Genomic DNA, 20,334 nt, shown 5'->3' with positions numbered 1-20,334 from the left:
TGGAGGGACAAATAGTAGGGGGATGAATGCCCACCCGTGTGAGTGGTGTCAACATCCTGGCCCGATCAGGGGCACGAAACGTCGACTTCTGCGTTCACAACGATGAGTACTTGGTGTTGAGTTCGATGACGTTCGCGGTCTCCTGGGCGAGTTCGGCGAATTCGCGTTCGAGATGCCTGTGGGAGAACCGATGCGACGGACCGGTGATACTCACCGCGCCGAACACGTCGTCCCCATTCATAACCGGTGCCGCGACGCACCGTACTCCTTCGAGATTCTCCTCGTCGTCGAGGGCGTACCCCCGCTCACGCGTCGTCGCCAATTCCTCCATAAGGTTGTCACGGTCAGTTATCGTGTTCGGTGTTCGCGCCGGCAGCCCTCGCTCGCGGATGATTTCGTCGACGCGTTCTTCGGGAAGGTGGGCGAGAATCGCCTTGCCGAGCGACGTAGAGTGGACCGGCGAGTGGGACCCGGGTCGCGATGCGGTAACGACCGCACGCTCACCGCTGGCCTTGTAGAGGTACTTCACCCGCCCGTGTTCTTCAAGGCCGAACTGGATGACTTCGTCCATCTCCTCGGCGACCGAGTCCAGTTCGGCCGTGATGATGTCGTAGTTGCCTATTTGGTCGCGGACCCGCCCCGCGAAGCTCAGCAACCGGAGGCCGAACCGGTACTCGTTGTCCTCCTTCACGATAATTTCGTTCTGTTCTAGCGTGGTGAGGTGACTGTAGACCGTACTCTTCGAATGACCGACGTGTGACGCGATCTCCGAGACGCCCGCACCGTTGAGCGATTTGATTGCTTCCAGGATGCGATACGAGATATTCACCCCCCGTATCGTCCGCGGCTGTCGGGCTGGTTCGTCGATATCTGTGCTCGTGTTCATGCTTCGTACGACATTATCCCAGTTACTTAATTCTGTTCCTAGTAGGGGAACGGCTGGGAGCTACAACGAAGGTCGCCGACGAAATCGTTCGTGGCGTTTCACCTGCATTTCCGCGTTAACGTTCCAAATCCGTTCCGGTGATAACCTCGGTCTGTGAACCGGTGACGGCGTTCGACACCCCGGCTTGGTACCTCCGAGCGGTGAGAGAGGTTGCACCGGGATTCAGCAGGGAGGCACGAGTAGCACGTGTTCCCGTGAGGGGAATATACGTGTCGGCCCGTCGACGAATGCCACACTTTCGCCGCTTTCTCCTGCCCGGACGTTCCCCTCCCAAGAACGCAGGGGCGACACGTGACCGGTAAGCCGCCATCGTCCTTCCTCCGGCGAAGCGTTTAGTACCCGGCCGCATCACCGTTCGGGCGTATGAAGACCTACGATGTGGAGCGAACCGACCGACAGGTTCCGCTCACCGGAGACGTCAGCGATACCCCGTGGGAAGCTACCGCCGTCGCCACGCTCAACGAGTTCAACTGGTACGAATCCGGCCCGCAACTGGAAGCTACAGCGAGGGCGCTCTACGACGCCGAGGCGTTGTATCTCCTGTTTCACGTCGAGGACCAGTCCATCTCGGCGAGCGTCACCGAACTGAACGGTCCAACTTTCGAGGATAGTTGCGTCGAGTTCTTCGCTACCCCTGCTAGCCGTCACCCGAACCACTACCTCAACTTCGAGGCTAACTGCTGTGGAACGTTTAAACTCGCGTGGCAGAAACGAGGGTGGCAGGTTCGCGGACTCGACCGTGATCTCGTGACGCCGTCCCTCGCCGCCGACGTGCGCGTGGCGGCGTCCGAACCGGGGCCGACGCGCCAACCGACCGCAGACGACGAGTCGTGGTGGCTGGCCGCCGAGATTCCGTTCGCCGTCCTGCGCGCCCTCACTGGTCTCCCGTTCACGCCTGATACGGGATCCGTCTGGCGGGCGAACTTCCACCGCACGGGTGTCGAGACACCGTCGCAGGAGGTCACCTGGAACCCGGTTGACACGGACGAACCGAAGTTCCACAGCCCCGAGTGTTTCGGACGACTCCGATTCCAGTGAGTACTCGCAATGATTCCCTGGTGATCGTACTGATGCCGGCTGTGACGCGCCGTCTACAGGGTGTTTGTCTCTTCATCCTCTACCGTCTACCTTGGTTCCGCCGAGGGCGCGCTCGTCTCCTCGGTCGATTCGGTATCGTTCGACCGCGGCCTCGTCGACATCGATGCCGAGTCCTGGACCACGTGGGACCGAGATGGTACCGCCCGTCGGGTCAAGCGGATCCGACAGGAGTTCATCCCGCAGGGGGTTCTTGCTTCGGTCGACTTCGAACAACTTGTGCTCCGGGAGACTCCCTGCGTGCGGGTAGCTCGGAACGCTGGCAGCGAAGTGGAGCGCCGCTGCCAGACCGACACCGCCGTTCCAGACGTGCGGTAGCACCGCAACGTTCTCCGTCGCCGCCAATTTCGCGATGAACCGCGCTTCGGAGAGGCCACCGCAGTGGGTCACGTTCGGCTGGACGATGTCCACGTGTCGATCGTCGATGAGCCGCTTGAACTCAAATCGGTTGAAGTGCGCCTCCCCCGCGGCCAGCGGGATGCTCGTGTATCGGTTGAGTTCGGCGTATCCCGACAGATTTTCCGGCGGAACCGGCTCTTCTATCCAGGTGATATCGTACGGTTCCAGCGCTGTCGCCGCCTGGGCGGCCTGTTTCGGGCGATAGTTCCCGTTGAAATCGACCATGAGATGCGCATCGTCCCCGAGTATCTCCCGCGCCGTGGCGACGCGCTCTACGTCGTCCGCGACGTTTCGCCCGACTTTGATTTTCGCTGCGGTGAATCCCTCGTCCGCCGCGGCTCGCACCGGCGCTGCTGGGTCTTCGTCCCACTCGGTTATGTACATTGTCGAGGCGTAGGGGATCACCTCGGTCGGATCGTCGCCGCCGAGGAACGCCGACGCGCTGGACGTCCCGAGGAGGTCGGACACCGGTCTCCCGGTCGCCTTCCCGAGTATGTCCCACAGTGCGATGTCGACGGCGCTCGCCGCGCTGTGAATGAGCGGGCCGCGGCCGAAGTGGTACTCGTCGACGTAGATGTCGGCTGTAAGCGTCTCGACGTCGTACGGGTCCATGCCCCGGACCCGCTCGGCGAGTACTTCGTCGACGACAGTTGCGACCGACCGGGGCGGTGCGAGGGCCTCCCCCCAACCGACCGTCCCGTCGGCCGTCTCGATGCGGACGAGCGCGGCCGACCGAGACTGTGTGATTCCTCGCGCGCCACCGAGTCCCTGTCCCTCGCCGAGTGAGTGGGAGAGCGGAATTGCAGTTATTGAACGAACTTCCATATCACTTGGTCCTCCATTCCATCGTCATCGAGGGTGTCCCATCGATAGATCTCACCACCCGCTGTAGCCAGTGAGCGCCGATTCGGATATCAGAGCTGCCCGGACTCATGGAACGTCGGCCGCCTCGATACGGTGGTACATCTCCTCGGCTCGCGCCTTATCCTCATGCGAGAGTTCGACCAGCGGCGGTCGGACCGCACCGCCCGTGAGTCCGGCGAGTTCGAGACCGTATTTGACCGCCGGAATGCTGACTGCCCCGTCGAAGGTGTTATCGTGCCCGCATTCGGTCCGAAACCGCTGATACTCGAGTGTTACGTCTCGTATCTCCTTCGCGCGCTCGAAGTCGCCCGCTTCGAGCGCCTCCATGAGCGCGAGGCCGATTTCGGGGCGGAAGTTACTGACGCCGGCTGTGAAGCCCTCAGCGCCCTCCATGTAGAATTCAGGAGCGAGCGTTTCGGTGACCGCCACCCAGATCACGTCGTCGCTCCCCGCGGATATCGCCTCGCGGAACGTTACAATGTCGTCCAGCGCGTACTTGATTCCGGCCACGTTGTCGATATGGGTCAGCGCTGCGAGGAATTCGACGGACGGAGAGAATCCACGGATATAGGGGATGATCCCCGTATCGGCCACCTCCGCCAGCTCACGGTAGTACCGCAGGAGTCCCTGCTCATGTTTGTACGCGTGCATCGGCGGCATAACCATGATGCCGTCGACGCCGGTTCGTTCGAACGCCCCAATGAGTCGGGTAGTCGTCTTCAGGCTTCCTCCCGCGCCCGCGAGGACGCATGCGTCGGCCGCCAGCGCATCGACGCTCTCTTCGGTGATCGTGATGCGCTCTTCGTGTGAGAGGGAGTGGTACTCGCTGATGTTCGCACAAGCCAGGAAGGTCCGGACGCCGGCGTCGTAGAGGGCCTGCACGTTCGACCGGAGCGCGTCGTAGCGTATCTCCCCATCTTCCTCACCAAACGGAGTGAGGATTCCCGTCGCGACATCGCGTAGACCGACCTCTAGCTGCGTCGGCTCTGACTGCCGTTGCATGGTGTTATCACGCAAGGCAGTACTAATAAATCCACCGTACGCCCACCTCTGAGCTTCCGTCTGCTCCGCCCTCGACACCTGATCGAGGCTGCTGCCCAGTCCCAGGACGCCGCATTCACGGAACGCCAACGGCACGGTGTCGTCGGTAGAGATATACGGTAGAGATGCCCGCCGAGACGGCAATGAGGACGAAGAGTAACAGGACCGGCGCGAGGACTTCGTCGCGGCCAACAGTACGCACGGCAAGGTACGCAAGGAAGGTGACGCCGATGCCGATACCGACGTACTGCCACCAGCGCGGTTCCCACTCGACGTGCTCCCGGTTGACGTATATGGCGTCCTTGAACAGTGACGGGTACACCGCCACGCTCAGCAGGCTCGCCACGGAGAGGACGATACCCGTTAGAAGATCCGACGGCGCGACTACCACGTGAGCCGCGGCGATAGCGAGGTAGATCGTCACCACTACCCCGCTGACGATCTGCGCGGCCAGCACGTACCAGTACCTGCGTCCGGTACGGGCCCGCCCCGTGACGCTCGGGTTTCGGGGTTGTTTTTCCATGGACGTGGTCTCACGGCACGGCCCTAAATCAGTTCCCTCTCGGCGAACCGTCGCGCACTACGCCGAACCCCGTTGCCGCCGTCCGTGCTATTTTACGCAGAGGGTGCGGCTTGACGACTGTGGAGTATACGACCCTCGGGTCTCCCGGGACTACGGTGTCCAAGCTGTGTCTCGGAACGTGGCGCTTCACAAAGGAGACGAACGGCGTAGTCGAGACGGACCGCGCGGCGGCACACGACCCTCTCGACGCGGCGTGGGCACGGATCAACTTCATCGACACGGCGAACGTCTACGGGTCTCCCCCCGGCGAGAGTGAGCGATACAGCGGGGGAGTGGCTGGTCGATCACGACCGAGAGCAGTTTGTCCTCGCCTCGAAGGTGTACGGGGAGATGGACAGCACGAATCCGAGAACGGTCGAGGTCTCTCGGAAACACATCCGAGCGAAAATCGAGGAAACCCTCGGCCGACTCGGGACTGACTACCTCGACCTGTACTACATCCACCGGTGGGACGAACGGACGCCTGTCCGCGAGACACTCGCGACTCTCGACGATTTGATTCGCGAGGGGAAGAGCAACTATCTTGGCGCGAGTATGAGGACCACGTGGCAGCTGGCGACGGGGCTCTGGCCGAGCGACGCACGTGGCGGCTCAAGACACCGCGTCCGCACAGGTCGCTCTCTCCGACGAACAGGTCCGCTGCATCGCGGACGCGTACCGACGCAGACATGCGTCAGAAGGTTAACTGGAAGTCGCCGGCAGATACTTTCGAACGGTCTCACGGCCAACGCTCTGAGATGGTGGTCTTTGATATCTCGTTGCTGGAAAACGAAGTTTGGCTCGTCGACGTGTCTCAGATTTGACTGGCCGCCTGCGACCACTGCTTGTGCAGCTGCTTGCCGGCCTCCATCGGGTCGGTTTTGTCGTAGATGACGGCCTGACTGAGATCAAAGAAGGAGTCCGAAACCTTGCTCACACTCCAGAAGCCGTAGGACTTGCCCGTCTTGAAAACGTCTCTGAACCCCGCCCAGTCGGGGTTGTCGGTCTCTTCTGGTCCCTTCCACTCGACGTCCTTGTGAGCCGGGAGGTTGCCGGGGTCGTTCTTGAGGAACATGTTGATACCTTCCGGGCTGGTACCCGCTTTGATTGCCTTCCACGCTGCGTCCTTGTTCTGCGAGTGTTTATTCATGAAGATGGGCTTTACCTCCATGTACGTCCCCTTCTCACCCCCCTCGATTCGAGGGTTGTGCGTCGCAGCGCTCGCCCGGTAGTTCTCCATCGCCTTCGCGTTCGAGTTGTCCGACCCCTGTGCCACGCCGGGAATCCACGGACCGGTGGAGATGGCGGCGTAGTTCCCGTTCACGTACGCGATGTCGTGTTCGAGCGACCCGATACCGCGTGCGTTCGGATTCGTGGCCGGCGGGTCTGTCGCGTAGAATGGATCCCAGTAGTACTGTTTGAATACCTGACCGAAGTCTTTCTGGCTGACAGCTAGTTCCCACCCGTCACCCTTCGGTTCGAAGATGGAGTCGACCCGCTGGAAGAGGAACGAGAAGAACTCCTGGAGCATCCGGGTGTTACCTTTCTCACTGGTCAAGGTGAAGCCGTACATGCCGTCTTCGCCCCTCGTAATTTCCGAAGCCATCTGAATGAACTTCGACCAGTCGTCCGGAATCTCCCCGTACTCCTCCACTATGTCCTGCCGATAGACGAACCCGCGGCCGTTTCCGATGTAGGGGAGCGCCCAGACGTCATCTTGGTACGTCATCGTGTCGAGACCGATGTAGTCGTCCGAGTAGTCGAGTTCGTTGACGCGGTCGGTCAGCGGTTCGATGAGGTCGGCCGATACGTAATCCCCTCTGTGGTTCGGCGTGGCCTCGACGACGTCCGGGGTGCCGGTCTTCGCACCCGTCAAGAACTTCTGCTTGATGGTGTCATACCGCATATCGTTGAAGGTGACCTTCACCCCGGTCTGGTCTTTGATGTGGCTCTGCAGGTTGTTCACCTGCGAGTCCCATGCGTCGGTCCAAATGGTGATTCCCTTATTGCCGGAGTTTCCGTCACCGCCTCCCGACTGGTCGCCTTTACCTGTGCCGTCGGTACAACCGGCGAGTCCACCGGCGGCGAGTGCGGTCCCGAGCTGTATGTACTGGCGTCGACTGTAGCTATCTCTACCCATGCTAACTCCAATCACAAGTTGTTAATATAAAAATACTGTGTTCGACGTCTGTCAGTTCCCGACGAGCCGCGCCACCCATAGCTGCTCGCGTGCGCCGTGTCCGTCCGACGAAAAACGACCGGAACCACTATTCGCCGTGCATCCCGCCGCTGGCGAGTCCCTCGACGATCTCATTCTGGACGAGGGCGAACAGTACGATGGAGGGAACCGCGGTGATGGTCGCCGCGGTGATGGTCGCACCCCAGTTGATACTGTTTTGGCTCTGGAAGAGGAAGAGGCCGAACGGTAAGGTGCGCGTTGTGCCACTCTGCGAGAGCACGGAGACGAAGAGGAAATCGTTCCAAGAGGTGACGAACGTGTAGAACGCCGCAACGGCGATACCTGGGAGGGCGAGGGGGATGATGATGTGCACCAGCGTCCGGAAGTGCGAACAGCCGTCGATGCGCGCAGACTCGTCGAGCGCCTGTGGGATGTCGTCGAAGAAGCCCTTCAGGAGCCACAGCGCGAGCGGCAACGCTCGGATGGAATGGGCGAGGATTATCCCCAGGTACGTGTCGACGAGGGTGTACGAGTACATCATGAGGAAGAAGGGAATGATGATGAGTGCCGGCGGGAGCATCTTCGTCGCCATGAAACTGACGAGGATCGCCGAGCGGCCGGGGTAGGAAAACCGACTCAACGAGTACGCGCCGAGGATACCGACGGACAGCGTCAGGACGACGGTGCTGAGAGCGATGACCGTTGAGTTGACGAACAGTCGGATGAACTGGGGATTGGTCAAGACCTGTTCGTAGTGTCCTAAAGTGAAGTGCTCCGCCGACGGGATGATGATAAGCCGGTCCGCCTGGATAATCGCTCCTGATTTGACGGTCGAGAGGGCAAGCCAGATGACCGGAACGAGAAACCAGGCGAAGTACAAGAAGAGGAGACCATATACCAAGAGCGCACGCCGAGGGCTCGTGGTCTCGTCTAAGTACCGCTCGACGTTGAGGTATCTGCGGAGCCGTCCCCCGGTCGTATCCGGATTGAGTTCCGGCCCTGTCTCACTCGCCATGGGCACGCTCCGTCGGGCGGGTCTCGATAGCGGTCGGCTGGTTGTGCGCTGGTCGGATCTGGGGTCGGGAGTATGTCTGGGTCATGATGTGTTCTCCAGCTTGATGTATATCGCAGTGAAGACGGTGAGCAGGACGAGCATCACCACGCCGACGGCCGATGCGTATCCAAGCACGTATTGACCGAACGCCTGTTCGTACACGTACGTCCCGAGAACCTCTGTCGCGTTCACCGGACCGCCGCCCGTAGCGATGTAGATCATTTGAAACGAATTGAATGCCGCGATAACCTCGATGACGATCATCACCATTGAGATGTAGGAGATGTTTGGAAGCGTGATGTAGCGGAACTGTTCGAGGTTCCCGGCTCCGTCGATTCGTGCCGCCTCGTAGTATTCGTCGGGAATTGACTGCATGCTTGCGAGCAATGCGATCGCTACGAACGGGGTGTCCTTCCAGACTCGGAGCATCATCACCAACGGGAGCGCCAAATTGATGTCGCCGAACCAGTATTTGTTCGGGCCGCCAAATTGTACCAAGATGAGATTGACCAGGCCGTAGTCGACCTGGAACATCCACGTCCAGATAATGACGATGACGACCGGCGGAATCACCCACGGCACCATCGAGAGACTGCGGAGGAGACCGAGGCCAGGGAGGTTGTGCCGCAACAGCAGGGCGAGTCCGAGACCGAGGAGGTACATCGCCCCGACAGCCCCGACGGTGAAGATTACTGTGTGGATGAACGCTGTCGCGAACACCGGGTCTTCGAGTAACTGCCCGTAGTTCGCTAAGCCAACCCACGTTGACTGCTCCGGGTGGAGGAACGACCGCTGATGGAAACTGATCCAGATTGCCTGAAGAGTTGGATAGACGATGATGACCAGCATTAGCGCGGTCGCCGGGATGACGAGCCCATATCCGACCCACGTCTCCCGGGTATACCAGTCGGCCTCGTCGAGGATCCGGCGTGCTTTCTCCTGCCATGCCGCTTGTGCGGAAGACATCACAGCCGTGTTCTCGTATGTCATGCTTAAATCCTTCGTCGCGTGCCGCGTACATCTGGTGGTAGTGCGAATAGTTTCGACTACTTGAGGGAAATCTATTAGTCAACCGTTGACAGTACACACTATCAGAGATGGCGACCTTACAATTAGAGCGTCTCACGAAGGTGTACAACGCCCACTCCAATCCAGTGGTCGGGGTGGAGGAATTGGACATCGAACTCGACGAGGGAAACTTCCTCGTTCTCGTCGGCCCGTCCGGCTGCGGGAAGTCGACAACGCTCCGTAGCATTGCAGGGCTCGAATCGCCGACGAGCGGGAACATCCGCATCGGCGACGAAGTGGTTAACAAGCAAGAGCCGAAGGATCGGGACATCGCCATGGTGTTCCAGAACTACGCGCTCTATCCCCACATGACCGCGCGGCAGAACATGGCGTTCGGACTGAAGATGACGACGGATCTGTCGGCGTCGGAAATCAACGACCGGGTTGAGCGCGTAGCGGCGATGATGGGAATCGAGGACCTGCTCGCGGACAAGCCGGGCGAACTCTCCGGCGGCCAGCAACAGCGTGTCGCGCTCGGACGCGCGATCGTCCGCGAACCGCAGGTGTTCCTGCTCGACGAACCGCTTTCTAACCTCGACGCGAAGCTCCGCGCGCACATGCGGACGGAAATAAAGGAGCTCCAGCAGGACCTCGGTATTACGACGGTGTACGTCACCCACGACCAGACGGAGGCAATGACGATGGGCGACCGTATTGCCGTCCTTAACGGAGGCGAACTCCAACAGCTGGGGACGCCGCTCGAGTGCTATCACCGCCCGGCGAATCAGTTCGTCGCGGGGTTCATCGGCGAACCCTCGATGAACTTCTTCGAAACTCGCCGAAAGGGCGACCGCCTCGTCGGAAGCGGACTCGACTACGCTCTCTCGGACGGTCTTCTGGCGGACGTCGATAACGCGGAACGGATTGTCCTGGGTATCAGGCCGGAGAGTGCAGATCTCGTCGATACCCCCGGACCGCACACCGTTTCAGGGACGGTCAACGTCGTCGAACCGCTCGGCTCTATCAACTACATCTACGTCGATGTCGACGGGGAGGAGCGCATCGTCGAAGTGCCCGGGACCCGCTACGCGACCGAAGGACAGCGGGTCGCAATCCACCTTCCAGAAGAGCGCGTCCACCTCTTCGACGGCGAGACCGGCGATGCCCTGCACAACCCCGACATCGAGGAGGAGACCATTGACGGGTTGGACTTCACCCCTGACCAGAAGGAAGCCACCGGCGACTAACCGGTTTCGACGCTTGGTACTCGCGCCTCCGCGTCGCCATCTCGCCTTCGTTCCGCGCACCTCGACCGAATGAGTCGCGTGGTCGATGAAACCCGGCACCGATTTCCGGTTCACCAGCGGTCATGTGCGACTCTCTCGCATCCCCCGGCATGCAGACAGACGAGATCGGTAACAAGACCAGCGGTGCCGTCGCTTCACGGCGGCCGACGGCGGCCGAGCGCGTCAAAATCGGGTACGTCGGCGGCGGGAGCCGAGGGTGGGCGTACACGCTCATCAACGACCTGGCACAGTGTTCCGAGATATCTGGTGAAGTCGCGCTCTACGACGTCGACTACGAGGGGGCGAAACGGAACGAGCGATTCGGTAACTGGGTGCAGGAGCGAGACGACGCGGTCGGCGACTGGACTTACACCGCTGTTCGCGACCGAGAGACGGCACTCGCGGATGCCGATTTCGTCGTCCTCTCCACTCAGGACCCGCCAAGCGAGACGTTTGCCCACGAACTCGACATCCCCGCGGAGTACGGTATCCACCAGACGGTCGGCGATACGGTCGGCCCCGGCGGTGTCGTCCGCGCGATGCGGACGATTCCCATCTACCGCGACATCGCGGCGGCCGTCCGCGAGCACTGCCCCGAGGCGTGGGTGCTCAACTACACCAACCCCATGACCCTGTGCACTCGAACGCTCTACGAGGAGTTCCCGGACGTGAAGGCGGTCGGCCTGTGTCACGAAGTCTTCCACGCGCAGGAACATCTCGCTTCGCTCGTCGCCCGCTACCGCGACGTTGACCAACCTCCGCGGCGCAACATCGAGGTCAACGTCAAAGGAATCAATCACTTCACGTGGCTCGATTCGGCGACCTGGCGCGGCGAGGATTTGTTTCCGCTCATCGAGCGGCACCTCCGGGAGACGATCAGCGAGCGGTCGTTCGACCCCGGCGATCTGGACGACGAGTCGTGGTTCGTGGACAATCAACTCGTCGCGTACGAACTCTACCAGCGGTTCGGGCGTCCGACCGCGACGTCGGACGCAGCGTTCCCCGCAGCGGGCGACCGCCACCTCGCGGAGTTCGTCCCCTGGTACCTCAGCGTCGATGATCCTAGCGAAGTACAGCGCTGGGGCATCCGCTTGACGCCGAGCGAGTACCGGCGAAATCGTCAGGAGGACGCGTTGGCGAAGTTCCGCCGGCCGATGGCGGGCGAGGAGTCGTTCGAGTTCTTCGACTCGGGCGAGGAGGGCGTCGACATCATGCGCGCCCTCCTCGGCCTCGGGGACTTGAAGACGAACGTCAACCTCCCGAACCGGGGCCAGATGCCCGACTTGCCCGACGGTGCCGTCGTCGAGACGAATGCGCTGGTCGCGACTGACGAAATCCGTCCCCTCGAAGCTGACTCACTCCCCACACAGGTACGCTCTCTCATCACGACCCACGTCTCCAACCAGGAGACGCTGATCGACGCGGCGTTCGCCGGCGACGTGGACCTCGCCTTCCGAGCGTTCCTGAACGACCCGCTCGTCACGCTCCAGTTTGATCAGGCACGTTCGCTGTTCGCCGAGGTGGTCGCCGCCGTCGAACCCTACCTCACGGATCACTGGGATCTCGCCGACGCGGCTATCCTCGAGTGACGTTTCCGACAACCCAATGTTAATGGTACTCGAACTCACGGTGGTAGACGAATAATGGCAACAGAAGAACTAGCAGCGCCGGAGAGCGAACAACGCGTCGCGCTGACCACCGACGGTGCGATCGATCCGGAGGACATCAAAATCGGCTACATCGGCGGCGGGAGTCGATTGTGGGCGCTCGAACTCATCAACGACCTCGCACAGACGCCCGACCTCGGCGGCGAAGTCGTGCTGTACGACATCGATATCGACAGCGCGCGCCGCAACGAGCGCTTCGGTAATTGGATTCAGGAACGCGACGGCGCAGTCGGGGACTGGACCTACACCGCAACGGACGACCGTGAAGCGGCTCTCACGGGCGCCGACTTCGTCATCCTCTCGACGCAGTTCCCGACGAAGGACACGTTCAGATACGACCTCGAAATCCCGAAGCGGTACGGCATCTACCAAGCGGTCGCCGCTACTATCGGCCCCGGCGGCATTATGCGCGCGATGCGAACGATTCCCCCCTACCGCGACATCGCGGCGGCCGTCCGTGAGCACTGTCCCGAAGCGTGGGTGCTCAACTACACCAACCCCATGACGTTCGTCACCCGAACGCTCTACGAGGAGTTCCCGGACATCAAGGCGATCGGATTCTGTCACGAAGTCTTCCACCTCCAGTCGCTCCTCGCGTCGCTCGTCGAGGAGTACTGCGGCGCCGACAACGTGAGCCGCGACGACATCGACGTGAACGTGAAGGGCATCAACCACTTCACGTGGGTCGATGAGGCACAGTGGAAGGGACAGGATCTCCTGCCACTCGTCGAACACCACATGGACCAGCCGAGCGTTCGGCGACCGTACACCCCCGAGGAGATGGACGGCGAGTCGGGGTTCGTCGACAACAACCAGGTGACATACGAACTGTACGACCGGTTCGGCGTCCTCCCCGCCGCCGGGGACCGCCACCTCGTCGAGTACGCCACCTGGTTCCTCAATGGTGAGATGCCCGAGGACCTCCTGCGTTGGGGTGTGAAGCGGACGACCAGCGAGTACCGCATCAACCGGTGGAACGGTGCGCTCGACCACGACGAGCTCGACCGCTACCTGGACGGCGGTGCACTCGACGCCGACGAGGCGGTGGCAAAGGACGTCCTCCACGCCCTCGACAGTCTCAAGCTCACCTCGCCGTGGAATGAGGACCCAGAGCGGGTCGAGCGGTACATGACCGGCGAGGCCGACTACGAGTTCGAGTCCTCGGGCGAGGTTATCGTGGACGTTCTGGAAGCGCTGAGCGGGCTGAAGTCCTTCGAGACGCACGTAAACCTCCCTAACGAGGGACAGATGCTCGACGTACCTGAGGACGCGGTAGTCGAGACAAACGCCCTGCTCGGGGAGAACGACGTGAAACCACTCGTCGCCGGTCGCCTTCCCCGTCCCGTTCACACGCAGATCATGACTCACGTCCACAACCAGGAGACCATCATCGAGGCGGCCTTCGACGGCTACGACGTCGACCGGGCCTTCCAGGGGTTCCTGAACGATCCGCAGGTCAAAACGCTCCAGGTCGATGTGGCCCGCGACCTGTTCGCCGACCTCATCGACGCGGAACGGCAGTTCTTCGACGACTGGGACCTCGAACATGCCGACGTGCTCGCCGAGTCGGACCGGATTTCGGTGTAACAGGCCCGCCCGGCACGTTCGTCGGCGATCTCTGTTGGCAACGACACCAACCTTTATTCGCAGCCTCCTCGAAGGCCCTCGTGTCACATGTCTACTATCCTCGTGACCGGCGGTTTAGGGAGGCTCGGCCGCTGGACGGTCGATCACTTCGTTGAGGCGGGATGGAACGTAACGTGCGTCGATGTCGACCATCCAGGATTCGGCCAGACGCCCCGCCCGGGAATAACGTTCCGAGCGGTCGACCTGACAGACGCTGGTGAAACGCGAGCCATCGTCGAGGAGTCCGCACCGGACCACGTCGTCCATCTAGCGGCGATTCCAAACCCCGAGGTGCACGCGGGACCGCGTATCATCGAAAACAACGTCATGAGCACCTACAACGTCCTGACGAGCGCCGGACGGGACGGTATCCCCGTCACATGGGCGTCGAGCGAGAGCGCCTACGGTTTCCCGTTCGCCGCCAAGCCGCGGCTTCCCGAGTACCTGCCAATCGACGAGAACCACCCGATGGAACCGGAGGACCCCTACGGTGCTTCGAAGGTACTCGGCGAGGAACTCGCGGCGATGGTAACCCGGAGCTACGACGTGCCCGTGGTTTCGCTTCGCCTCTCGAACGTTCAGTATCCAGGAAATTACTCCGTGGGTAAGGGGACCGACGACCTCCATCGCGGGGTTGGTAACTTTTGGTCGTACGTCGACGGCCGGGACGTCACCCGGGCTATCGAGCGAGCGGTCGACACCGACGTGACCGGGCACGAACCGTTCATCGTTGCGGCGGACGAGAACTATCTCGGCCGGTCGACCGCCGATGCCGTCAAGGAGTGGTTCGGCCGCCTTCCTCAACACTGCGACCTGTCGGGAGATGAGTCCGCCCTCTCGAACGAGAAGGCGAAGACGGTGCTAAGGTGGGAACCGACTCACACCTGGCGAACAGCGGCCGACGAGGAGGTCACTGCACCACGTTTGACGATGGGGTAATGGCTGTTACTCAGGTGGATCGTCCCACTCATCGCCGTCGTCTCGGGCGGCGTAGCTGATTCGGGTACTGGCTCGTTCAGCGTTGAGTCCGCGCGGGTCAACAGGGTTATTTGTGGCCGTCCGTTGCTCACACGCCTACTCTTCCCACGAGGAGTGGTCCGGCTGAGCCGCTACCCGAACGTCTAAATCGACGAACCCCTTGCCCGACGTTCCCGTATCCCGAACTACTACTGACGGTTCTGCCTTGGGTAGACGGCATGCCTCGTATGTTTAGTAACCCCTGTGGAGCATCGCTGACGACTACACGCGGTTGGCGAATAAACGACGCGTCCCTCCTCCTCAGAACGAGGCCGCTACGAGATACCAGTACTGGTTTATGGTACACAACTCTTCGACTGATTTCTGGAGCTTTGGGATCTGGTATGTTCCCGCATCGGGAACCATTCGACGGCTCACAGAGCCGTAACAGCGCTATGAATGTGACCCACTTTTACCTGGGCAAAAATTCATTCGACTTGTGTCTGATCCCGAGTATTTAACCAGAATCAGAAATTTGACGTGTTGGCCACCCATTTATGCCGTCAGTGATCAGCAACACCTGAAAGGGACTAACAGTTCGTTCCCCAATGGGGAACAAACGGCATCGTCTAACCAACCGGTTTGAGCGATTGCGTAATCTCTTTTCCGTATTCGACAGTCGATACTCCTACAACTAGTCGCGGGAGGGTAGCCCTTGCTCGATATCAGCTCCCTCTGCTGAAAAGATCCTCCTCTCAGAGTTGATGCGAGACAAGGTCTCGAACAGACCATGGGTTTACGGATCTAATCTTGTCATGCCTTTAGTATTGCTTTACGGCGTGTTCGAAGGCGGTACAGCGTACGGAGCTTCTTCCCTCGACTCTCTCAGTGATCGGAGAGTGGCTGGTTTGAAGAATCCCGAGATCGAGCGGTATAGGAGCATCCAAAGTGTGAGATTCTGAATGGGGAGTGATACACCCATCACCTTCTGTTCGGCTCTTCCGCACAGCCTCGCTCGAAAAGATCGCACTCGATAAGAGGCCCGAGAGTGTGTTCGTACAGTCCGAACACAGTTAGGAAAACTGGATGTTGATTTCGATCACGTTTGCAGAGCGAGTGACCATTTGTGGGAGCTCTTCTTCGAAACGTTTCCCCTGCATCCGGCTAGAGGGGCCGGAGACGCTGACAGCGCCGAGAACGTCCCCATTTGGAGAGGTAACTGGAGCAGCAATACACTTGAGCCCCTTTATTTTCTCCTCGTTATCGATTGCGTATCCCCGCTCGCGAATCGTCTCCAGTTCGTCGAATAGTGCTTCACGAGTTGTGATTGTCTGGGGGGTGTACGCCTTGAGGCCGTTTCGATCGATAATGGCTCCCACTCGTTTTCGTGGAAGATGGGCGAGAATTGCCTTGCCGAGCGAGATGCAGTGTGGATATTCTCGCTTCCCGATGGTCGACGCAGACTCGACCGCCTTCTCGCCTCGGGCTTTGTAGAGGTACACGGCCATTCCGTGCTCTTCGGTGGCGAACTGCGCTAATTCCCCACTTTCTTTGGCTAAATCGTCGAGTTCGTCCGCGATTACGCCGTAATACCCGAGACGATCCTTCACCGTCTCGCCAAGTTCGAGATACCGAAGGCTTAAACGATACTTCGACCCCTTCTTCGTCAGGTAATCACTCTGGACGAGCGTCGCAAGGTGGCTGTGGATTGTTCCTTTTGATCGGCCAAGTTCGTTGGCCAGTTCCGTCACACCTGCCTGTTCTTCTCGCTGGAGGTATTCGATGATACCCAACGCCGTTTCCACCGCTTCCACCGTTCGAGGGGATTCGCTCTTTTCCATGGGGCTTTTCTGAAGTACAGGTCTATAATTGTTTGGTTCTCCCGAACAAACTGCCACGACTCGCATGATTTATAATCGTACACTGTCGCTGTGAGACCGACGTAATGACCCGAATGGGGAAGTCTGTGTTTCCTCTGAAAGTTCTCTCAAGTACACTAAACCGCTCGACGCAATCCGTGTCCGCACCCGTTCGTTTCCTCCAAACTCGATTCGTCTACTCTGAAGTGGAGCACCTACCAAAACCTATTTGCCATCTCATTATCCACGTGAAACCGTAATGACCGGCATGCAAGAGCGGACAGCAGAGAGTGCAGCAGTACCGGATGCCGTCAATAACTACGTCAACGGTCAATGGACGAAATCGAGTGGCGGGGAGGAACAGGCGGTCGTCGATCCAGCGACCAGCGAAGAGTTAGCGTCGCTAACGTTCACTCCCGAATCGGAGGTGGATCACGTCGTCTCATGCGCGACTGAGGCTTTCGAAGAGTGGCGGCGAACGCCAGCGGTGGATCGCTCACAGTACCTCTTCGGTCTGAAAGGCGAGCTTGAGGATCGAAGCGAGGAGATCGCACAGGCGCTTTCACGTGAACACGGGAAGACCGTCGGAGAGGCTCGCGGCGAGATTCGCCGGGGGATTGAGAACGTGGAGGTGGCAGCAGGGGTGCCGAACATGCTCAGAGAGGAAAGCGGCATCGTCGAGGATGTCGCCAGCGGAATCGACGAGTCAGCCATCCGACAACCACTTGGTGTGTTTGCTGCCGTCATTCCGTTTAATTTCCCGGCAATGATTCCGCTGTGGTTCCTCCCGTATGCTGTCGCAACAGGGAACACCTTTGTCCTCAAACCGAGCGAACGCGTCCCGTTGAGTTCGCAGCTCATCTTCGAGGCGGTCGACGCTGTTGGCTTCCCGGATGGTGTGGTAAATCTCATCAATGGCGGAGAAGAAACGGTGAACGCGCTGTTGAAACACGAGGATATCGAAGGCATCTCCTTCGTCGGCAGTTCGGGCGTCGCCCGTCACGTCTACGAGACAGCCGCGAAGAGCGGTAAGCGAGTGCAAGCCCAAGGCGGCGCGAAGAACTACGCCGTCGTCACCGAGAGTGCCGACCTGGACCGAACCGTTCCAAACGTCCTGGGATCCGTCTACGGGAACGCAGGGCAACGCTGTCTCGCCAACGACGTGGTCATCGGTGTCGGCGATGTCTACGACGACCTCCGCGATCGCCTCACCGCGGGTGCAGAAGATCTGACTGTCGGTATCGGTCTTGACGAGGACACCGATGTCGGACCGGTCATCACACCGGAGTCACGGCAGCGAATCAGCGATTTAGTGGATGATGCCGTTGAGGACGGCGCCGAACTCGTTCTTGACGGACGTGATTTCGAACATCCTGACTACCCGGAGGGGAACTTCATTGGACCAATCCTGCTTGAAGGTGTCACCTCCGACATGACGATCTCCCAAGAGGAAATCTTCGGTCCCGTCCTGTGTCTCGCGTCGGTTGACGATCTTGATGAGGCAATAGAGATGGTGAACGGGACCCAGTACGGCAATGCATCTTCAATTTACACTGAACGTGGCGGAGAGGCCCGACAGTACCGTCACGAAGTCGACGCAGGGAATATCGGTGTTAATGTCGGCGTATGCGCCCCGATGGGTTTCTTCCACTTCGGCGGTCGGAAGGAGTCGTTCTTCGGTGACCTCCATGCGCAGGGTGAGGACGCGATAAATTTCTACACAGAGAAGACGATCGAGATCGAACGCTGGTTCAGCTAACTGATCCACCCTCCTTTCGAAGGTACTAGACGCGCCTCCTACTTACCACTCGTTCTGCGTGCGATCGTCAGGAGCTATTTGACCGTATTGATTCACTGCCTCGTTGTATACTGCCCGCGCTTCGTCATTTGCTGTCGATAGATTCGCCGTATCTTTGCCAACGATGAGAAAGTCAAATCCTCGTTCGACTCGATCGGCGACGTCAGCGGGATCGACAGTTAGCGTCCCGACCGCGATGTCCGCATCATGCCCCGCTTGGACGACTCGGTCCATCGCCTCAGTGAGTTCCTGCGCGTCGTTTTCACCAAACACACCGAGCGCCCCGGCCATGTCCGCTGGGCCGACAAAGAGTGCGTCGATTCCCTCGACGGCTGCTATCTCATCGACGTTTTGCAGACCGGTTTTGCTCTCGATTTGTGCGATCGTCACGAACGATCCGTTTGCGTTCTTGACGTATTCGGTAAACCGGTCGCCGTATTCGGCTGCTCTGCCCGAGGCAATGCCTCGACTTCCCTCTGGCGGGTAGCGCATTGCGTCGACGAGATCCTTAGCTTCTTCAGCACTCTCGATCATGGGAACCATTACGCCATCGATGCCGATGTCGAGGACGCGCTTCAGGCGAACCGGATCATTCCAGGGAACGCGAACGATAGAGTCTGTCGGATTGGCTGCCGCATCGATTCCGCGCGACATACTCTCAACCGTCTCGAGCGAGATTGTCGTGTGCTCAGTGTCGATGAGGACAAAGTCGACGCTCTGCGATGCGCTGACCTCAGCGATAGCCGGATGGCCGACCGACAGCCACGTTCCCATCGGATACGATCTCGCCTCCAGTGCTTGTTTCAAGGTATTCGTCATAGTTGTGTGGTAGTGGGGTTGTGTTCGAGTCAGTCTGCGCCTGCCCTGATAGGCGTTCCCCGTAACGCCATCAAAGCGGTCACGGTATTGAGTGCGACCACTGGCTGTGGTTCGCTTGCGCATATCTTTCCCCGGTAGATTATAAAAATACGGGTTTACACCAGTGACAGCTCTCAACTACCGCGCGAAGCTCCCGGCTACGCCTTCGACAGCGCTCTCCAGTAGTCGTAGTTCCGTTTCGCGTGAGCCGACGGTGTGTCGAGTTGTTGGTCGATTTCGGCCGTGAAGCGGCCTGTGTATCCCACCTCCTCGAACTCGTCGCGCACCCGTCCGAAGTCGATGACGCCCTCACCCAGATCAGTGAACGAATGAAGGAGAGCGAACAGACTGTCGTAATCCACCTTCCCCGCCGAGAGGCGGTCAACGTGGTACTGGAGGTTGGCCGGTGGGTCGATGTCCTTCAGGTGAACGTATGCGATGTCGTCAGCGAATCGGCGGATTCCATCGTAGACGTCTCCGTACGGGTAGTAGTGGGCCGTATCGAACAGTAACTGGAGGTTGTCTGGGGCCCGGTCGAGCCACTCGCGAATCTCGTCAGGCTGTTCGATGTGGGCGGCACCGTGGTGATGGACGACCGGGACGACGCCGGCGTCCGCCGCGGCCGTACAGATGTCATCCAACCACCGCACCAGCGTGCTGTCGTCGACCTGCCCTCGCGGCGGGGGGAGGATACCGAGGAAGTCGGCCCCGAGTCGGGCAGCGACGGACGCACCCTCCACGGCGTCCTCGGCGTCGTCGTCTTCGATGAGCCAGCCGCTCATCACGCAGTACGTGTCAAGGTCGTTCGCGACCAGGTCGTCCCGCAGTCGGTCCGGACCGATGTGCTGGACCTTCGGTAACCCGATCTCGACGCCGTCGTACGGACAGGCGGCGAGGTCACTGAGGCCGTCAGGAACGTCTTCTGGACCGTACATCAGCATCGCGTATCCGTAGCCCATGAACCGATTCGTGATGGCCACGGTAATAAATCATGCTCCAGTTGGCTGAGGTTCCCCTGGTTCGAGACGGTTCGCGTCGGTCTCGCCCGGGAGAACGGATGCGAATAAGGAGTTGATGGAGAGGGGGTGAGAACGAAGGAGTGTGCACGTCGAATATACCGAAAGACGCGTTCCAG

Annotated in this window: 16 protein-coding genes and 1 pseudogene; 7 read left to right on the top strand and 10 right to left on the bottom strand. The window is 60.1% G+C overall.

Translation table 11 applies throughout. The annotated features are described in order from the left end of the window. Window positions 1-94 precede the first annotated feature (94 nt). Window positions 95-886 (bottom strand): IclR family transcriptional regulator, encoded by a 792-nt coding sequence (locus CNO20_RS09320; protein ID WP_101295880.1) that lies wholly within the window; start codon window positions 884-886, stop codon window positions 95-97. 423 nt (window positions 887-1,309) lie between these two features. Between CNO20_RS09320 and CNO20_RS09315 the strand changes: the two genes are divergently transcribed. Further along, window positions 1,310-1,984 (top strand): carbohydrate-binding family 9-like protein, encoded by a 675-nt coding sequence (locus tag CNO20_RS09315; RefSeq protein ID WP_101295879.1) that lies wholly within the window; start codon window positions 1,310-1,312, stop codon window positions 1,982-1,984. Between the two features lie 72 nt (window positions 1,985-2,056). Here CNO20_RS09315 and CNO20_RS09310 read toward each other — a convergent pair whose 3' ends face one another. The 3 genes from CNO20_RS09310 to CNO20_RS09300 all read right to left on the bottom strand — a co-directional run bounded on the left by CNO20_RS09310 (window position 2,057) and on the right by CNO20_RS09300 (window position 4,868). Further along, window positions 2,057-3,265, bottom strand: a complete 1,209-nt coding sequence (locus CNO20_RS09310) for a mandelate racemase/muconate lactonizing enzyme family protein (protein ID WP_101295878.1) — start codon at window positions 3,263-3,265, stop codon at window positions 2,057-2,059. Between the two features lie 105 nt (window positions 3,266-3,370). Continuing rightward, on the bottom strand, window positions 3,371-4,306 hold the full coding sequence (locus CNO20_RS09305) for a dihydrodipicolinate synthase family protein (protein ID WP_101296186.1): 936 nt from the start codon (window positions 4,304-4,306) through the stop codon (window positions 3,371-3,373). Between the two features lie 115 nt (window positions 4,307-4,421). Then, window positions 4,422-4,868: a hypothetical protein gene (locus CNO20_RS09300; protein WP_101295877.1), complete on the bottom strand. Its 447-nt coding sequence runs from the start codon at window positions 4,866-4,868 to the stop codon at window positions 4,422-4,424. A gap of 119 nt (window positions 4,869-4,987) precedes the next feature. Between CNO20_RS09300 and CNO20_RS23710 the strand changes: the two are divergent. Next, window positions 4,988-5,534 (top strand): annotated as a pseudogene (locus tag CNO20_RS23710) (aldo/keto reductase); the annotation flags it as partial. A gap of 187 nt (window positions 5,535-5,721) precedes the next feature. Here CNO20_RS23710 and CNO20_RS09290 read toward each other — a convergent pair. The 3 genes from CNO20_RS09290 to CNO20_RS09280 form a co-directional block, all read right to left on the bottom strand. Beyond that, on the bottom strand, window positions 5,722-7,047 hold the full coding sequence (locus tag CNO20_RS09290; protein WP_101295876.1) for a sugar ABC transporter substrate-binding protein: 1,326 nt from the start codon (window positions 7,045-7,047) through the stop codon (window positions 5,722-5,724). A gap of 127 nt (window positions 7,048-7,174) precedes the next feature. Next, window positions 7,175-8,101, bottom strand: coding sequence for a carbohydrate ABC transporter permease (locus tag CNO20_RS09285; protein WP_101295875.1), 927 nt, complete (start codon window positions 8,099-8,101; stop codon window positions 7,175-7,177). Window positions 8,102-8,182: 81 nt separating this feature from the next. Next, on the bottom strand, window positions 8,183-9,130 hold the full coding sequence (locus CNO20_RS09280; protein ID WP_233204048.1) for a carbohydrate ABC transporter permease: 948 nt from the start codon (window positions 9,128-9,130) through the stop codon (window positions 8,183-8,185). A gap of 107 nt (window positions 9,131-9,237) precedes the next feature. Here CNO20_RS09280 and CNO20_RS09275 point away from each other — a divergent pair, with 107 nt between their 5' ends. The 4 genes from CNO20_RS09275 to CNO20_RS09260 all read left to right on the top strand — a co-directional run bounded on the left by CNO20_RS09275 (window position 9,238) and on the right by CNO20_RS09260 (window position 14,666). Next, complete coding sequence (locus CNO20_RS09275; protein WP_101295874.1) at window positions 9,238-10,395, top strand: ABC transporter ATP-binding protein; 1,158 nt, start codon at window positions 9,238-9,240, stop codon at window positions 10,393-10,395. 149 nt (window positions 10,396-10,544) lie between these two features. Continuing rightward, complete coding sequence (locus CNO20_RS09270; RefSeq protein WP_101295873.1) at window positions 10,545-12,023, top strand: family 4 glycosyl hydrolase; 1,479 nt, start codon at window positions 10,545-10,547, stop codon at window positions 12,021-12,023. Between the two features lie 54 nt (window positions 12,024-12,077). Beyond that, window positions 12,078-13,688, top strand: a complete 1,611-nt coding sequence (locus tag CNO20_RS09265; RefSeq protein ID WP_101295872.1) for a family 4 glycosyl hydrolase — start codon at window positions 12,078-12,080, stop codon at window positions 13,686-13,688. An 87-nt stretch (window positions 13,689-13,775) separates the two neighbouring features. Then, window positions 13,776-14,666, top strand: a complete 891-nt coding sequence (locus CNO20_RS09260; protein ID WP_101295871.1) for an NAD-dependent epimerase/dehydratase family protein — start codon at window positions 13,776-13,778, stop codon at window positions 14,664-14,666. A 1,091-nt stretch (window positions 14,667-15,757) separates the two neighbouring features. Here the strand turns inward: CNO20_RS09260 and CNO20_RS09255 are convergent. After that, the gene (locus CNO20_RS09255; RefSeq protein ID WP_101295870.1) at window positions 15,758-16,525 is read right to left on the bottom strand and encodes an IclR family transcriptional regulator; all 768 of its coding nucleotides are present in this window, start codon (window positions 16,523-16,525) and stop codon (window positions 15,758-15,760) included. Between the two features lie 277 nt (window positions 16,526-16,802). On the opposite strand from CNO20_RS09255, the gene CNO20_RS09250 reads away from it, so the two are divergent. Next, a complete protein-coding gene (locus CNO20_RS09250) occupies window positions 16,803-18,302 on the top strand; it encodes a CoA-acylating methylmalonate-semialdehyde dehydrogenase (RefSeq protein WP_101295869.1) in 1,500 nt (499 codons plus the stop codon). A 42-nt stretch (window positions 18,303-18,344) separates the two neighbouring features. On the opposite strand, the gene CNO20_RS09245 is transcribed toward CNO20_RS09250, so the two are convergent. Together CNO20_RS09245 and CNO20_RS09240 are read right to left on the bottom strand one after the other, a co-directional pair. Then, window positions 18,345-19,115: an HpcH/HpaI aldolase family protein gene (locus CNO20_RS09245; protein WP_233204047.1), complete on the bottom strand. Its 771-nt coding sequence runs from the start codon at window positions 19,113-19,115 to the stop codon at window positions 18,345-18,347. Window positions 19,116-19,357: 242 nt separating this feature from the next. Next, window positions 19,358-20,158 carry a sugar phosphate isomerase/epimerase family protein gene (locus CNO20_RS09240; protein ID WP_101295867.1) on the bottom strand — a complete coding sequence of 267 codons (801 nt, stop codon included), beginning with the start codon at window positions 20,156-20,158 and terminating at the stop codon, window positions 19,358-19,360. Between the last annotated feature and the right edge of the window lie 176 nt (window positions 20,159-20,334).

It is taken from the genome of Halegenticoccus soli, assembly GCF_002844195.1.
GTDB lineage: Archaea > Halobacteriota > Halobacteria > Halobacteriales > Haloferacaceae > Halegenticoccus > Halegenticoccus soli.
This window is presented reverse-complemented; position numbering and strand designations above follow the sequence as displayed.

Coding starts and splice junctions, on each gene's coding strand:
- CNO20_RS09320 (WP_101295880.1), bottom strand. CDS start 886: ATGAACACGAGCACAGATATCGACGAACCAGCCCGACAGCCGCGGACG.
- CNO20_RS09315 (WP_101295879.1), top strand. CDS start 1,310: ATGAAGACCTACGATGTGGAGCGAACCGACCGACAGGTTCCGCTCACC.
- CNO20_RS09310 (WP_101295878.1), bottom strand. CDS start 3,265: ATGGAAGTTCGTTCAATAACTGCAATTCCGCTCTCCCACTCACTCGGC.
- CNO20_RS09305 (WP_101296186.1), bottom strand. CDS start 4,306: ATGCAACGGCAGTCAGAGCCGACGCAGCTAGAGGTCGGTCTACGCGAT.
- CNO20_RS09300 (WP_101295877.1), bottom strand. CDS start 4,868: ATGGAAAAACAACCCCGAAACCCGAGCGTCACGGGGCGGGCCCGTACC.
- CNO20_RS09290 (WP_101295876.1), bottom strand. CDS start 7,047: ATGGGTAGAGATAGCTACAGTCGACGCCAGTACATACAGCTCGGGACC.
- CNO20_RS09285 (WP_101295875.1), bottom strand. CDS start 8,101: ATGGCGAGTGAGACAGGGCCGGAACTCAATCCGGATACGACCGGGGGA.
- CNO20_RS09280 (WP_233204048.1), bottom strand. CDS start 9,130: ATGACATACGAGAACACGGCTGTGATGTCTTCCGCACAAGCGGCATGG.
- CNO20_RS09275 (WP_101295874.1), top strand. CDS start 9,238: ATGGCGACCTTACAATTAGAGCGTCTCACGAAGGTGTACAACGCCCAC.
- CNO20_RS09270 (WP_101295873.1), top strand. CDS start 10,545: ATGCAGACAGACGAGATCGGTAACAAGACCAGCGGTGCCGTCGCTTCA.
- CNO20_RS09265 (WP_101295872.1), top strand. CDS start 12,078: ATGGCAACAGAAGAACTAGCAGCGCCGGAGAGCGAACAACGCGTCGCG.
- CNO20_RS09260 (WP_101295871.1), top strand. CDS start 13,776: ATGTCTACTATCCTCGTGACCGGCGGTTTAGGGAGGCTCGGCCGCTGG.
- CNO20_RS09255 (WP_101295870.1), bottom strand. CDS start 16,525: ATGGAAAAGAGCGAATCCCCTCGAACGGTGGAAGCGGTGGAAACGGCG.
- CNO20_RS09250 (WP_101295869.1), top strand. CDS start 16,803: ATGACCGGCATGCAAGAGCGGACAGCAGAGAGTGCAGCAGTACCGGAT.
- CNO20_RS09245 (WP_233204047.1), bottom strand. CDS start 19,115: ATGGGAACGTGGCTGTCGGTCGGCCATCCGGCTATCGCTGAGGTCAGC.
- CNO20_RS09240 (WP_101295867.1), bottom strand. CDS start 20,158: ATGGGCTACGGATACGCGATGCTGATGTACGGTCCAGAAGACGTTCCT.